Below are 15,069 nucleotides of genomic sequence, written 5' to 3'. Positions count from 1 at the left end.
TCGTTCACAGCCGGCTCACGACGGAGATCAGGATGTAGACGATGATCATCAGTACGAAGAAGGACAGGTCGAGCGCCACGCCCCCGAGACGCAACGGCGGGATAACCCGCCGCAGAAGCTTGAGCGGTGGATCAGTGACAGTGTAGGTGGCCTCCAGAACGACCACCATCGCCTTGCCGGGTTGCCACGAGCGGGCGAACTGGAAGACATAGTCCATGACCAACCGGAAGATGAGCACGATGAGGAAACACATCAGCGCGATGTAGATCACCTGAACGACCACGCTCATTGCTGGTGCTTCCCTCTCCCCTGTTTCCGTGCTGCTGGGTACTGCTTTGTCCTGCTGTTTCCGGTTGTGCGTCTCAGCTCTGGTTGAAGAACCCGCCCTCTGCGATGCGGGCCTTGTCCTCCGCCGTGACATCGACGTTAGCAGGCGACAACAGGAACACCTTCTGCGTCACCCGCTCGATGCTGCCGTGAAGACCAAACACCAAACCGGCCGCAAAGTCGACAAGTCGCTTCGCGTCTGTGTCATCCATCTCAGTCAGATTCATGATCACCGGGGTGCCCTCACGGAAGTGTTCCCCGATGGTACGGGCCTCGTTGTAGGTCCGGGGGTGAAGTGTGGTGATCCGGTAAGGCTCTCGTTCCGACACGACCTTGGGCATGATCACCGGTGCGTTCTTCTCCAGGCTTGCGCGCTCTTGTGTGATGGATGCCACGGGCGCGATACGCGCGGGGCGCACCGATTCCGCGGCGAGCGAAGCGGATCGCGGCACGGGGTCGCGCTGCACCGAGGGCTGCACAACTCTGACCGATTCGTCCCTTTCGGGCTGAAGTGCCTGATATGACTGGTGAGACGGCTCATGCCGTCGCCGGTCCCGCTCGGGCTCCGGGTCGAGTTCGGGCTCGAAGTCGTCGTCGGGGTCAAAACCACGGCCGTCGTACCCATCGTCCTCCACGAGGCCGAGGTAGACCGCCATCTTGCGCATCGCGCCGGCCATTCTCTGAGTCCTCCGCTCTGTGGTGGATCGACTGACGACTGCCAAGTGCCCGCGATCCACGAGGTCGTTAATGCCGCCTTCCGGCGGTAATGACCATATTTTCTGCTGTGGTCCGACTTCCTGGCGACGTTACCCGAGCCTGGGGCGGACTCCGAGTACCGCGGTGCCGACGCGCACATGTGTCGCCCCGGCCGCCACGGCCTGTTCGAGGTCCGCACTCATCCCTGCCGAGACCATGTTCGCAGCCGGATGGGCTCGGCGCAGGTCGGTCGACAAATCCATCAACCGCTCGAACGCCGCCTGTTCGCGTCCCGCGTACTCCCCGGTGAGCGGAGCGACGGTCATCAGTCCGTCGAGCCGCAGCCCCGGAGCCCCGGCCACGAGATCGGCCAACTCCCCGATCCCGCCCGGCGCCACACCTCCCCGCTCCCCTCGCTCGCTCGAACCGGCGTCGAGAGCGACCTGGATCAGGCAGCCCACTTCACGCCCGGCCTTCACGGCCTCCTTGGAGAGAGCCGTCACCAGCTTGGAACGATCGACGGACTGCACCAGATCCGCATAACCCACAACGGATCGCACCTTGTTGGTCTGCAATTGGCCAACAAAGTGCCAAGTGAGGGGCAGATCGGAGCATTCGGCGGCCTTGGGCGCCGCGTCCTGGTCCTTGTTCTCGGCGACGTGCCGCACCCCGAGCTCGGCGAGGATCCGCACATCGCTCGCGGGATAGGTCTTGGTGACCACGATGAGGGTCACCTCGTCACGCCCGCGCCCGGCGGCGGCGCACGCGGCGGCGATGCGCTCCTCCACTTTCGCCAGATTCGCGGCGAGTTCGTCCTTACGGTCCGTCATGCCCCATCAGCCCAGCCAGACATATCCCGCGAGTCGCCCCGTGGTGCGCTCGCGGCGGTAGGAGAAGTGGTCGTCCGACTCGATCGTGCACACCGGCGACTGCTGCCGGTCGCGCACTCCGAGCCGGTCGAGTTGCGCGTGCACTCCGGCGGTCACGTCGACCGCGGGGGTGCCCCAACTCGTCTCGGCGTGCGCCGCGGGTTCGACGGCGGCGACGTCGGCGCGCATCTCCTCGGGCACTTCGTAGCACTTGCCGCAGACGGCTGGGCCGGTGCGGGCGACGATCCGGGCGGGATCGGCGCCGAGTCCGGTCATCGCGCGTAGCGCGGCGGGGACGACTCCGGCGACCATGCCGGGCCGGCCGGCGTGGGCCGCCGCGACGATCCCGGCGACCGGGTCGGCGAGCAGCACCGGAGTGCAGTCGGCGGTCAGGACGGCGAGGGCGAGACCGCGTTCGGCGGTGACGATCGCGTCGACCCGGGGCACCGGCCGCTCACCCCACGGCGCGGAGACCACCTCGACGTCCGCCCCGTGCACCTGGTTCATCCAGACCACCCGGGCCGGGTCGAGACCGAGCGACTTGGCGGCCAGTTCGCGGTTGGTCCCTACGGCCTCGGGGTCGTCGCCGACCGCTCCGCCGAGGTTGAGCTCCTCATACGGAGCGGCGCTCACCCCGCCCCACCGGTCGGTGAAGGCGAAGTGCGCGCCGCTCACGCTCTCGCGCTGTCCTATCACTTCAGGAAGTCCGGCACGTCCAGTTCCTCGGCCGCGCTGTCGGAGTAGCTCCGCGACGGCGGTACCGGCGGGGCGACCGGGAGGTCGGCGACCGGCTCGGGCGCGGGCTCCGGGTCCTCCTTCGGCGTGACACTGCCGAGCGAGCCGAAGGACGGACGGCTCTCGGGCTGCCGTACCGGAGTGGGCTCGTCGCGGCGGGCCGAGGAGGCGGACGAGCCCATGACGGTCTCGCGGCGGGCCGGCGGCTGGCCGCCGTCGAAGCCGGCGGCGATCACGGTGACACGGACCTCGTCGCCGAGGGCGTCGTCGATGACCGCGCCGAAGATGATGTTGGCCTCGGGGTGGGCGGCCTCGCTGACCAGCTGGGCGGCTTCGTTGATCTCGAACAGGCCGAGGTCGGAGCCGCCGGAGATGGAGAGCAGCACACCTCGGGCGCCGTCGATGGACGCCTCCAGGAGCGGCGAGGAGATCGCCATCTCGGCCGCGGCCACCGCGCGGTCGTCGCCGCGGGCCGAGCCGATGCCCATGAGGGCCGAACCGGCCTCGGACATGACCGACTTGACGTCGGCGAAGTCGAGGTTGATCAGACCGGGGGTGGTGATGAGGTCGGTGATGCCCTGCACGCCGGAGAGCAGGACCTGGTCGGCCGACTTGAAGGCGTCGAGCACCGAGACCTGGCGGTCCGAGATGGACAGCAGCCGGTCGTTGGGGATGACGATGAGGGTGTCGACCTCTTCGCGGAGCTCCGCGATGCCGTCCTCGGCCTGGTTGGCGCGGCGCCGGCCCTCGAAGGTGAACGGGCGGGTGACCACGCCGATGGTGAGGGCGCCCAGCGAGCGGGCGATGTTGGCCACGACGGGCGCGCCGCCGGTGCCGGTGCCGCCGCCCTCACCGGCCGTCACGAAGACCATGTCGGCCCCCTTGAGGACCTCCTCGATCTCCTCGCGGTGGTCCTCGGCGGCCTTGCGGCCGACGGCCGGGTTGGCGCCGGCGCCGAGTCCGCGGGTGAGTTCGCGGCCGACGTCGAGCTTGACGTCGGCGTCGCTCATCAACAGCGCCTGCGCGTCGGTGTTGATGGCGATGAACTCGACGCCCTTGAGACCGACCTCGATCATCCGGTTGATGGCATTGACACCACCGCCGCCGACACCGATGACTTTGATGACTGCGAGGTAGTTCTGCGGTGCTGCCACGTCGAAGGCCTCTCGCCTCGAGTTACGTGTCGCCGAACCAACGAGGCACTGCTGCCTCGCGATCCGCCGACTGATGCCGAATGGGACGGTCCGTAGCGCCGACCCGAACCCTAACGCTGAAGTTTAGGGTTACCAGTGTGTCTGTTCCCTGGAGTCTTCTGAACAGGACACTAAGTCGACAAGTGGCGCACGTTCAACGAACACGCCGAACCTCCCGTTTTTCTTTTCACCCTATGTGATCAGCCGTAGCAGTGCCCAACCAGGGTGCTGGCCTGCGCTGATGTGCGTCAACTCCCCGATGACGCGGGGGCGGTGGGAACGCTGACGTCGAAGTGCCGTGCGTCGGGGGTGGCTTTGACGAGAGCGGTGAGCGTACGGGCCTTCGCGGCACCCTTCTCGCTGCTCCCCCACGCGACGGTCCGGCCGTCGTTCATCACCAGCAAGATGTCGTCGTAGGAACGCACCTTGACGGAACGCGTGGCGCGCGCGACGAAGGCCGGAATGTCACCCGCCACGCGCACCGCCTCACGCACCAGCCGGTCCTCTCCGAAGCGGCGCAGGCTCGCGGCGCGGGAGCCCGGCTGGGAGAGCGTCAATTGCAGTGCGGGGACGCCTTTCGGGGCTACGGAAACCGTGGCGAAACGGACACCGTCATCGTCCACTTCGACAAACTTTCCGCCCTTTTGGACAAGCAGAACCGGAGTTCGCTCGGTCACTTTCAGCCCGATTCCGTGGGGCCAGGAACGACTGACGTCAACCGAGTCAATTCGGGGCAATTTCCGGCGCAGGCGTGCCTCGATCGCATCGGTGTCGACGGAAATCAGCGGCGATCCGAGGGGCACATCGGCGGCCTCGCTCACCTGCTTCGGGGTGAGCACCCTGGTCCCGGAGACCGAAACGCGTTCGACGCGCAGCCACTGGGAGCCGTACAACAGCCAGACGGTGCCCGCGGAGAGCAGGACGAGCACCACGGCGAGGATGATGATCACACGAAGCCGACGCACCCTCAACCGCCGGGCGGGCGGCGGGCCGGACGACTCCTGCTGGCGTTCACCGCGCTCGGCGGTCGTCGGTCCGGCCACGCTTCCTGCCCTTCGTACACGGGTCCTAACGGCGCTGCGAGGCGATCGCCTCGTAGACCATGCCGACGAGCAGGTCGTCGGCGTCCCGGCGGCCGAACTCGGCGGCGGCGCGGGACATCTCGTACAGCCGGTGCGGGTCGGCGAGCACGGGCAGGACGTTGGCCCGGACCCAGTCCGGCGTCAGTTCCGCGTCGTCGACCAGCAGTCCGCCACCGGCCTTGACCACCGGCTGGGCGTTCAGCCGCTGTTCGCCGTTGCCGATGGGCAGCGGGACGTAGGCGGCCGGGAGCCCGACGGCGGAGAGTTCGGCGACGGTCATCGCGCCCGCGCGGCAGAGCATCATGTCGGCCGCGGCGTACGCGAGGTCCATCCGGTCCAGGTAACTTACCGGGATGTAGGGGGGCATTCCCGGCATCTGCTGTACATGCGGCAGTTCGTTCTTCGGGCCGACCGCGTGCAGGATCTGGATCCCGGCCTGCTGGAGCCAGGGCGCGACCTGCTGGACGACCTCGTTGAGGCGCCGGGCGCCCTGCGAGCCGCCGGAGACCAGCAGCGTGGGCAGGTTGGGGTCGAGGCCGAACATCGCGCGGGCCTCGGGGCGGGCGGCGGCCCGGTCCAGGGTGGCGATGGTGTGGCGCAGCGGGATGCCGATGTAGCGGGAGTTGCGCAGCTTGCTGTCCGGCGTGGCGACGGCGACCTGGGCGGCGTACCGGGAGCCGATCTTGTTGGCGAGGCCGGGGCGGGCGTTGGCCTCGTGGACCACGATCGGCACGCCGAGCCGCTTGGCCGCGAGGTAGCCCGGCAGGGCGACGTAGCCACCGAAGCCGACGACCGCGTCGGCCTTGGTGCGCTCCAGGATCTGCTCGGTGGCCTTGATCGTGCCGCGCAGCCGTCCGGGGACGGTGATCAGCTCGGGGGTGGGCTTACGGGGCAGCGGGACGGCCGGGATGAGAGCGAGCTCGTAGCCGCGCTGCGGGACGAGCTTGGTCTCCAGACCCCGTTCCGTGCCCAGGGCCGTGATCCCCACTCCCGGGTCCTGCCTGCGCAGGGCGTCCGCGAGGGCGAGCGCGGGCTCGATGTGGCCGGCGGTCCCCCCACCGGCGAGTACGACATGCACCGAAATTCACCGCTCTCCGGACGAACGCGCCGAGGGGGCGCGCCGTCGCATCGTGTTCCATCTCCGAGGCCCCCGTGCCGGCACGGCGCCTCCCGCCCGCTTTTTACCAAAGCGAGGTTGCCGCATCGACAGCGCCGCCCGCGCAGCGGGGTCGTCCCGCGCGAAGGCGATCAGCAGCCCGATGGCGAACATGGTCGGCAGCAGGGCGGACCCTCCGTAGGAGAACAGCGGGAGCGGGACGCCGGCGATCGGCAGCAGACCGAGCACCGCACCGATGTTGATCACTGCCTGAGCGGTGATCCAGGTGGTCACGCCTCCCGCGGCATACCTCACGAAGGGGTCCTCCGTGCGTCCGGCCACGCGGATACCCGCATAGCCTAGAGCCGCGAAGAGGGCGAGCACCGACAGCGTCCCCGCGAGGCCCAGTTCCTCACCTGTGACGGCGAAGATGAAGTCCGTGTGGGCTTCGGGGAGTTGGCCCCATTTCTCCACACTCGCACCGAGCCCGGACCCGAAGATTCCGCCGGAGGCGAGGGCGTAGATGCCGTGCACGGCCTGCCAGCAGTCGGCGGCGCCCGCCTTGGGCTCGGTGGCGCCGATGCAGGCGAGCCGGGCCATGCGGTTGGGGCTGGTCTTGATCAGGACGAACCCGATGAACGCGGCGACCGACAGCACCCCGACGAACAGCCGGGTCGGTGCTCCCGCGAGCCACAGCAGCCCGAACAGGATCGCCGTCAGGATGATCGCCGTACCCATGTCGCCGCCGAGCATGATCAGCCCGAGCAGCAGGAAGGCGACCGGGACGAGCGGCACCAGCATGTGCTTCCACTGGGTCAGCAGCTTCTTGTCCTGCTTGCGGGCCAGCAGGTCGGCCGCCCACAGCACGAGCGCGAGCTTGCCGAACTCGCTGGGCTGGATCTGGAAGGAGCCGCCGAGCGAGATCCAGTTCTGGTTGCCGTTGACCGACATCCCTATCCCCGGCACCTGCACCAGGGCCATCAGGAACACCGCGCCCGCCAGGATCGGGTAGGCGAGCGCCCTGTGCAGCTTGACCGGCATCCGGGAGGCCACCAGCAGCAGTCCGGCGCCGATGGCGGCGGCAAGGAACTGCTTGCGGAAGAAGAAGGAGCCCGGCAACGACATCTGGAGCGCGGTGATCTGGGAGGCCGAGTAGACCATCACCAGCCCGAGCACGGTGATCAGCAGACTGCCGCCGAGGATCAGGTAGTAGGCGGTCAGCGGACGGTCCCAGGCCTTGCGCGCACGCGTGTAGAGCCGTAGGACGGGATTCTCGCGTGCGGGCCGGGGAGCGACGGGACGCCTGGCGGCCCGCTGGACGGGAGGCCGGCCTGTACGGCTACTGGACACGGAACACCGCCAGCCCCAACTCCCTAGAGGCGCGGGGAACGGCGCGGCCGGCCCCCACGACCCGCAGCCGACCACGAACCGACCACACCCAAGTCACGCGCCCTCCAAGGTTCCTGTGAGCGCCCGCCCTGGCCAAAAGCCGCCGTCAGGCGCCCGCGCCCGCGATGTCGCGAACCGCCTCCGCGAAAGCGTCACCGCGCTTGTTGTAGTTGGCGAACATGTCCATCGACGCACAGGCAGGCGCCAACAGCACCGTGTCCCCAGCGACGGCCAGGCCCCGCGCCTCGCGGACCGCCGCCGACATCGCCCCAGTGTCGGTCCGGTCGAGGTCGACCACGGGTACTTCCGGGGCGTGTCGCGCGAGGGCTTCGCGGATCAGGGCGCGGTCCTGGCCGATCAGGACGACCCCGCGAAGTCGCTTTGCCGACTTGGCGACCAGCTCGTCGAAGGTCGCGCCCTTGGCGAGCCCGCCCGCGATCCACACGATCGACTCGTAGGCCGCCAACGAGGCTTCCGCCGCGTGGGTGTTGGTGGCTTTGGAGTCGTCCACGTACGAAACCCCGTCCACGTCGGCCACGTGGGCGATGCGGTGCGCGTCCGGGGTGAAGTTCCTGAGTCCGTCGCGTACGGCCCTCGGGGGCACCCCGAAAGCGCGTGCGAGGGCCGCCGCGGCAAGGGCGTTGGCGATGTTGTGCGGGGCCGGCGGGTCGACGTCGGAGATCTCGGCTAGCTCCTGGGCGTTCTTGTGCCGGTCCTCCACGAAGGCCCGGTCGACCAGGATGCCCTCCACGACGCCGAGTTGGGACGGCCCGGGGGTGCCGAGGGTGAAGCCGATCGCCCGGCAGCCCTCCTCGACGTCCGCCTCGCGCACCAGGTCCTCGGTGGCCTTGTCGGCGACGTTGTAGACGCAGGCGACCCGATTGCCCTCGTAGACACGGCCCTTGTCGCGCGCGTACGCCTCCATGGAGCCGTGCCAGTCGAGGTGGTCCGGCGCGAGGTTCAGGACGGCGGCGGAGTGGGCGCGCACGGAGGGCGCCCAGTGGAGCTGGTAGCTCGACAACTCCACGGCGAGGACGTCGTACTGCTCGTCGCCGAGCACCGCGTCCAGCACGGAGACGCCGATGTTGCCGACGGCGGCCGTACGCAGGCCCGCGGCCTTCAGGATCGACGCCAGCATCTGGGTGGTGGTCGTCTTGCCGTTGGTGCCGGTGATCGCGAGCCAGGGGGCCGCGTCGGGACCCCTGAGCCGCCAGGCGAGTTCGACGTCGCCCCAGATCTCGACGCCGGCCGCACGGGCCGCCGTGAAGAGCGGCTTGTCCGGCTTCCAGCCCGGTGCGGTGACGACGAGTTCGGTGCCGTCCGGCAGGGTCGCGCCGTCGCCGAGCCGGACGGTGACACCCAGCGCCTCCAACTCGGCGGCCTGCTCACGCGCGCGTGCGTCGTCGCCGTCGTTGACGACGGTGACGTGAGCCCCGCGCGCGTGCAGCACCTTGGCCGCCGGGATGCCGGAAACGCCCAGCCCGGCGACGGTGACGTGCGTGCCCTGCAGGTCGATCACTTCTCTGCTGCCCATCCCGCGTAGAAGAGACCCAGTCCGACGATCACACAGATGCCCTGGATGATCCAGAAACGGACCACGACCAGGACCTCGGACCAGCCCTTGAGTTCGAAGTGGTGCTGGAGCGGGGCCATCCGGAAGACGCGCTTGCCGGTGAGCCGGAAGGAGCCGACCTGGATGACGACCGACATGGTGATGAGGACGAACAGACCGCCCATGATGGCGACCAGGAGCTCGGTGCGGGACAGGATCGCGAGGCCGGTGAGGACACCGCCGAGGGCGAGCGAACCGGTGTCACCCATGAAGATCTTGGCCGGCGAGGTGTTCCACCACAGGAAGCCGAGGCAGGCGCCCATCAGTGCGGAGGCGATCACCGCGAGGTCGAGCGGATCGCGCACCTCGTAGCAGGCGTTGGGGTTGGTCAGGGTGCCCGCGTTGGCGCAGGACTCCTGGAACTGCCAGACGCCGATGAACGTGTAGGCACCGAAGACGAGCACGGAGGCGCCGGTGGCGAGGCCGTCCAGACCGTCGGTGAGGTTCACGCCGTTCGACATCGCGAGGATCATGAACAGCGCCCAGACCACGAACAGGATCGGGCCGATCTTCCAGCCGAAGTCGGTGATGAACGACAGCTTGGTGGAGGCCGGGGTGTTGCCGCGGGCGTCCGGGAACATCAGCGCGAGCACCGCGAAGCTGATGCCGACGATCAGCTGGCCCGCCATCTTCGCCTTGGCCCGCAGGCCCAGCGAACGCCGCTTGACGATCTTGATGTAGTCGTCGAGGAAGCCGACGAGACCCATGCCGCACATCAGGCCGAGCACCAACAGGCCCGAGTAGGTGGGCGGGTAGCCGGTGATGACCTTGGACAGGAAGTACGCCACGACGGTCGCCAGGATGAAGGCGATACCGCCCATCGTCGGCGTACCGCGCTTGCTGGCGTGCTCGCGCGGGCCGTCGTCGCGGATGTACTGGCCGTAACCCTTGCGCGCGAGCAGCTTGATCAGCAGCGGAGTGCCGACCAGGGTCAGAAAGAGACCGATGACTCCTGAGAACAGGATCTGCTTCATCATCGGGCGGCAACCTCACCCTCGGCGTCGAGCAGCGCCTGGGCGACGCTCTCCAGGCCGACCGAACGGGACGCCTTCACGAGGACGACGTCTCCCGGGCGCAACTCGCTGCGCAGCAGGTCGACCGCCGCCTGTGCGTCGGACACGTGCACCGACTCCTCACCCCACGAACCCTCGTTATATGCGCCCAGTTGCAGCCAGGACGCTTCCCTGCCCCCGACCGCGACGAGCTTGCCGACATTGAGCCGGACGGCGAGCCGTCCGACCGCGTCGTGCTCGGCGAGCGCCTCGTCCCCGAGCTCGGCCATCTTGCCGAGCACCGCCCAGGTCCGCCGCCCCTTGCCCATCGCCGCGAGCGCGCGCAAGGCCGCTCGCATGGACTCGGGGTTCGCGTTGTAGGCGTCGTTGACGATGGTCACGCCGTCCGGGCGCTCGGTGACCTCCATACGCCAGCGGGAGAGGGAGCCCGCCTCGGAGAGCGCGGTGGCGATCTCGGTTGCGGACATGCCCAGCTCATGGGCGACGGCGGCCGCGGCGAGCGCGTTCGACACGTGGTGCTCACCGTACAGGCGCATGGTCACTTCGCTTGCACCGGAGGGTGTGTGGAGCATGAAGGCGGGCTGTCCGCTGTCCATGAGTCGCACGTTCTCGGCGCGTACGTCCGCTTCGCCGGACTCTCCGAAAAGGAGCACCTTCGCCTTCGTACGGGAGGCCATGGCCCGTACGAGCGGATCGTCGGCGTTGAGGATCGCCGCGCCGTCCTCCGGCAGTGCTTCCACGAGTTCGCCCTTGGCCTGCGCGATCTGCTCGCGGCCGCCGAACTCGCCGATGTGGGCGGAGCCGACGTTCAGGACGAGGCCGATCCTCGGGGGCGTCAGATCGGTGAGGTAGGCGATGTGCCCGATGCCTCGGGCGCCCATCTCCAGGACGAGGAACCGGGTTTCCGCGGTGGCGGTGAGCGCGGTGAGCGGCAGCCCGATCTCGTTGTTGAGCGAGCCCGGTGTGAACACCGTCGGCGCCTTGCGCCGGAGCACCTGCGCGATCAGGTCCTTGGTGCTGGTCTTCCCGGCCGAGCCGGTGAGGCCGACGAGGGTTGCGCCGAGCCGTCGTACGACATGACGCGCGAGGGCGCCGAGGGCCGTCTGGACGTCCTCGACGACGATCGAGGGCACACCGACGGGGCGTTGGGCCAGCACGGCCACCGCGCCCGCCCGGACGGCCTGCTCCGCGTAGTCGTGGCCGTCGACGCGCTCTCCCACGAAGGCGGCGAACAGACTGCCGTCCGCCACCTGCCGGGAGTCGATGACAACGGGCCCGTGCACCTGCACCGACGGATCCGGTATGTCGTGCGTCTGCCCGCCGACGACTGAGGCGATCTCGGCGAGAGAGAGGGCGATCACAAGTTCATCCCTGGGTCTTCTGGATGGCTTCTCGAAGCACCTGGCGGTCGTCGAAGGGACGGACCACCCCGGCGATGTCCTGGCCCTGCTCGTGGCCCTTGCCCGCGACGAGCACGGTGTCACCGGGCTGCGCGCGGGCGACGGCTGCGGCGATCGCGGCGGCCCGGTCCTCGAAGACCTGGACCTCGCCGCGTTCGTGTACTGGCACGGACGCCGCGCCCTCGAGCATGGTTGCGAGGATCGCGAGCGGGTCCTCGGAGCGGGGGTTGTCGGAGGTCAGTACGGCGGTGTCGGCGAGGCGGGCCACGGCGGCGCCCATGGGCCCGCGCTTGGTGGTGTCCCGGTCGCCCCCGCAGCCCAGCACGACGTGCACCTTGCCCTCGGTGACCTTGCGGAGCGCCTTGAGCACCGATTCGACGGCGTCCGTCTTGTGGGCGTAGTCCACGACCGCGAGGTAGGGCTGCCCGGCGTCCACGCGCTCGAGTCGGCCCGGCACGCCAGGCACCGCGGCGACGCCGTCGGCGGCGGTCTGCGGGTCGAGGCCCGCGGCGGCGAGGGCGACGATCGCGGCGAGGGTGTTCGCCACGTTGAAGGGGCCCGGCAGCGGCGACCTGGCGGTGATCCGCTCGTCCCTGGGGCCGAGCACGGTGAACGTCGAGTCCATCGGGCCGACCCGGACGTCCTCGGCACGCCAGTCGGCGTCGGGGTGTCCCTCCGCGGAGAAGGTGACGACCGGGACCGAGGCCTCCTTGACCAGCCGGCGGCCGTACTCGTCGTCGAGGTTGACGACGCCGAGACGGCTGCGTTTCGGCGTGAAGAGCTGCGCCTTCGCCTGGAAGTAGTCCTCCATGCCGGAGTGGAACTCCATGTGCTCCGGGCTGAGGTTGGTGAAGACGCCGATGTCGAAGACGCAGGCGTCGACCCGGCCGAGGACCAGCGCGTGGCTGGAGACCTCCATGGCGACCGCCTCGACGCCGCGCTCGCGCATGACCGCGAACAGGGCCTGGAGGTCGGTGGCCTCGGGCGTGGTCCGCTCGGACTTGATGCGCTCGTCGCCGATGCGCATCTCGACCGTGCCGATCAGCCCGGTGCTGCGGGAGGTCCTCAGACCGCCCTCGACGAGGTACGCCGTGGTGGTCTTGCCGGAGGTGCCGGTGATGCCGATCTGGAGCAGGTCGCGGCCCGGGTGGCCGTAGATCGTGGCCGCCAGTTCGCCCATCCGCGCGCGCGGGTCGTCGACGACCAGGACCGGAAGTCCGGTCGCGGTGGTGCGCTCGGCGCCGCTCGGGTCGGTCAGCACGGCGACCGCTCCGAGGCTGGCGGCCTGGTTGGCGAAGTCGGCGCCGTGCAGCCGGGCGCCCGGGAGAGCGGCGTACAGGTCGCCGGGGCGGACGGCGCGTGAGTCATGGGTGATGCCCGTGATCTCGGCGTCGCTCTTCGGTACATCGGCACCCAGCTGATCGGCGAGCTCCGCGAGGGGTGTTGCGGAGACCCGGACCGGCCGGGGCGGTCCCGGATAGGTCACGGGTGCGCCCTTCTGGGTGGTTTGGGACTGATCAGCGTGTGGCACGGCGGTGAGCGTACCGGGCGCACCCGCCTCGGAGCGAAGTGAGGGGCGGGGGGCGCCCTGGTTCCCGGCGTCGGAGGTGATCATCGTCACGAGGTGGTTCCTGGTGGCCTTTCCGAGGTGCGGACGAGGTGGTGGGGGCCGCTGATCAGGGCGTGTAGGTGACGGGCAGCCGCGCGGCCTTCGCCCCCGTGGGCGGGACCTGGAGGGTCTTCAGGGCGAACTCCATGACCTGCTTGTAGACGGGTCCGCAGATCTGGCCGCCGAAGTAGCTGCCCTTGGTGGCGTTCTGGATGGCGCAGTAGACGGTGATCCGGGGCTTGTCGGCGGGCGCGAAGCCGGCGAACGACGAGGTGTAGCCCTTGTACTTGCCGGTGGCCGGATCCACGCGGTTGGCGGTGCCCGTCTTGCCCGCGACCCGGTAGCCGGGGATGCGCGCCTTGGTGCCGGTGCCCTCCTGGTCGTCCACGACGGACTCCAGCATCTGGGCGAGGGTCCTGGCCGTCTTGGCACTGACGACCCTTGTCTCCTTGGGCTTCGCGGCGGGTGTGAAGCGTCCGTCGGGCCCCTTGGTGCCGCGTACGAGCGTGGGTTCGATACGGACGCCGCCGTTGGCGATCGTCGAGTAGACGGACGCGGCCTGCATCGCGTTGAGGGAGACACCCTGGCCGAAAGGAATCGTGTACTGCTGCGAGGTCGACCAGTCGGCGGGCTTGGCGAGGATGCCGGGGGTCTCGCCGGGGAAGTCGAGCCCGGAGTAGCTGCCGAGCCCGAACTTGCGCAGGTAGGAGTAGAGGACCTGGTTGGCCTGCGCCTGGGTCTTGCCGAGCTGGCCGGTCGCCAGGATGGTGCCGATGTTCGAGGACTTGGCGAGCACGCCGTTGAGCGTGAGGTACCACGTCTCGTGGTCGATGTCGTCCTTGAAGAGCCGGTCGCCGCGGTGCAGCCGGTTGGGCACGACGACATGTGTGAGCGGGGTGGCGACGCCCTGTTCCAGTACGGCGGCCATGGACATGATCTTGGCGGTGGAGCCGGGCTCGTAGGCGTCCTGGAGGGCCGCGTTGCCCATGTTCACCGAGCTCGCCTTGGACAGGTCGTTGGGGTCGAAGCCGGGCGAGTTGGCCATGGCGAGGACCTCACCGGTCCGGGTGTCCTGCACTATCACGTACCCGCGGTCCGCCTTGGACTCCTTCACCTGGTCGGTGATGGCCTTCTGGGCGGCCCACTGGATGTCGCGGTCGATGGTGAGCTCCACGTCGCTGCCGGGCACCGCGGGTGTCTCGGTGGAGCCCACGGTGGGCACCTGCCGGCCTCCGGACTGGGCGTAGCGGATCTTGCCGTCCTTGCCGGCCAGCAGCGTGTTCAGCTCCTGCTCGACCCCGCCGCCGCCCTTGCCGTCGGCGTTGACCCAGCCCAGTATCCCGGCGGCGAGATCGCCGTTCGGGTACACCCGCTTGGTGGTCGGCACCGACAGGACGCCCCCGAGGACGTTGGCCGTGCCCGGGTCGGTCCCCGACTTGGCCGCGAGCGCGGTCTTGAGGTCCTTGATCTGCTTCCAGACCTGCGGGGTCTGACGGCTCGCGAGCAGGACGTAGCGCAGCTTCTTGTCCTTGGGCCGCAGCTTCTGGACGATCGTCTCCTGCTCCTGCCCCAGGATCGGGGCGAGCAGCGCGGCGGCCTGCTCGGGACCGTCGTCGATCTTCAGCTGCTTGCGGGTGAACAGCGTCGGGTCGGCGGTGATGTCGTACGCGTCCTCGCTGGTCGCGAGGGCTACCCCGGCGCGGTCGGTGATCCCGCCGCGCTCGGCGGCCAGGGTGTAGCCGACGTACCGGTTCTGCTCGGCCTTGGCCGCGTACGTGCTCGCGTCGACGGCCTGTACCTGGAGCAGGCGTACGACGAAGGCGGCCAGCACCAGCGTCAGCGCGACGCCGACCAGGCGCAGCCGGGGGCGGGGACTGCCCAGGCGGATGGTCTTGGGGGCCGCCGTGCGGGGCGCGGCGGGGCGGCGGGCCGGTCGGGCTCCGGGGCCCGGGCGCGGCCGACCGACGGGGCGGGCGGAGCGCTCGGGGCGCGCGGGTCCGGGCACGCGGCGGCGCGGCGACTGCCGGCCGAAATCGTCGGACACTGCC

The 15,069-nt window shown here is 69.6% G+C and carries 13 protein-coding genes; all 13 read right to left on the bottom strand.

Going from position 1 to position 15,069, the window contains the following annotated elements; translation table 11 throughout:
- Positions 1–4: 4 nt before the first annotated feature.
- The 13 genes from OHN19_RS32100 to OHN19_RS32040 all read right to left on the bottom strand — a co-directional run bounded on the left by OHN19_RS32100 (position 5) and on the right by OHN19_RS32040 (position 15,065).
- Positions 5–289 carry a YggT family protein gene (locus OHN19_RS32100; protein WP_020137460.1) on the bottom strand — a complete coding sequence of 95 codons (285 nt, stop codon included), beginning with the start codon at positions 287–289 and terminating at the stop codon, positions 5–7.
- A gap of 73 nt (positions 290–362) precedes the next feature.
- The gene (locus OHN19_RS32095) at positions 363–1,004 is read right to left on the bottom strand and encodes a cell division protein SepF (protein WP_330267545.1); all 642 of its coding nucleotides are present in this window, start codon (positions 1,002–1,004) and stop codon (positions 363–365) included.
- 129 nt (positions 1,005–1,133) lie between these two features.
- Positions 1,134–1,853: a YggS family pyridoxal phosphate-dependent enzyme gene (locus OHN19_RS32090; RefSeq protein WP_330267544.1), complete on the bottom strand. Its 720-nt coding sequence runs from the start codon at positions 1,851–1,853 to the stop codon at positions 1,134–1,136.
- Between the two features lie 6 nt (positions 1,854–1,859).
- Positions 1,860–2,588: a peptidoglycan editing factor PgeF gene (pgeF, locus tag OHN19_RS32085; RefSeq protein WP_330267543.1), complete on the bottom strand. Its 729-nt coding sequence runs from the start codon at positions 2,586–2,588 to the stop codon at positions 1,860–1,862.
- On the bottom strand, positions 2,585–3,781 hold the full coding sequence (ftsZ, locus tag OHN19_RS32080; RefSeq protein WP_330267542.1) for a cell division protein FtsZ: 1,197 nt from the start codon (positions 3,779–3,781) through the stop codon (positions 2,585–2,587). Before ftsZ ends, pgeF begins: the two co-directional genes overlap by 4 nt.
- Before the next feature lie 287 nt (positions 3,782–4,068).
- Positions 4,069–4,863 (bottom strand): cell division protein FtsQ/DivIB, encoded by a 795-nt coding sequence (locus OHN19_RS32075; protein WP_330267541.1) that lies wholly within the window; start codon positions 4,861–4,863, stop codon positions 4,069–4,071.
- A gap of 25 nt (positions 4,864–4,888) precedes the next feature.
- Positions 4,889–5,980, bottom strand: a complete 1,092-nt coding sequence (gene murG / locus OHN19_RS32070; protein WP_330267540.1) for an undecaprenyldiphospho-muramoylpentapeptide beta-N-acetylglucosaminyltransferase — start codon at positions 5,978–5,980, stop codon at positions 4,889–4,891.
- A 6-nt stretch (positions 5,981–5,986) separates the two neighbouring features.
- Positions 5,987–7,348, bottom strand: coding sequence for a putative lipid II flippase FtsW (ftsW, locus tag OHN19_RS32065; RefSeq protein WP_330267539.1), 1,362 nt, complete (start codon positions 7,346–7,348; stop codon positions 5,987–5,989).
- A gap of 145 nt (positions 7,349–7,493) precedes the next feature.
- Entirely contained in the window at positions 7,494–8,921 is a 1,428-nt protein-coding gene (gene murD / locus OHN19_RS32060; RefSeq protein WP_330267538.1) for a UDP-N-acetylmuramoyl-L-alanine--D-glutamate ligase, read from the bottom strand.
- A complete protein-coding gene (gene mraY / locus OHN19_RS32055) occupies positions 8,903–9,976 on the bottom strand; it encodes a phospho-N-acetylmuramoyl-pentapeptide-transferase (RefSeq protein WP_280894318.1) in 1,074 nt (357 codons plus the stop codon). The genes murD and mraY overlap by 19 nt, the downstream gene beginning before the upstream one ends.
- Positions 9,973–11,373 carry a UDP-N-acetylmuramoyl-tripeptide--D-alanyl-D-alanine ligase gene (locus OHN19_RS32050; RefSeq protein ID WP_330267537.1) on the bottom strand — a complete coding sequence of 467 codons (1,401 nt, stop codon included), beginning with the start codon at positions 11,371–11,373 and terminating at the stop codon, positions 9,973–9,975. Before OHN19_RS32050 ends, mraY begins: the two co-directional genes overlap by 4 nt.
- A gap of 4 nt (positions 11,374–11,377) precedes the next feature.
- Positions 11,378–12,898, bottom strand: coding sequence for a UDP-N-acetylmuramoyl-L-alanyl-D-glutamate--2,6-diaminopimelate ligase (locus OHN19_RS32045; protein WP_330269761.1), 1,521 nt, complete (start codon positions 12,896–12,898; stop codon positions 11,378–11,380).
- Between the two features lie 190 nt (positions 12,899–13,088).
- Positions 13,089–15,065 carry a penicillin-binding protein 2 gene (locus OHN19_RS32040; protein ID WP_330267536.1) on the bottom strand — a complete coding sequence of 659 codons (1,977 nt, stop codon included), beginning with the start codon at positions 15,063–15,065 and terminating at the stop codon, positions 13,089–13,091.
- Positions 15,066–15,069 lie beyond the last annotated feature (4 nt).

This window comes from Streptomyces griseorubiginosus (genome assembly GCF_036345115.1).
GTDB lineage: Bacteria > Actinomycetota > Actinomycetes > Streptomycetales > Streptomycetaceae > Streptomyces > Streptomyces griseorubiginosus_C.
The sequence above is the reverse complement of the archived record's forward strand: the minus strand, read 5'-3'. Positions and strand labels throughout refer to the sequence as shown.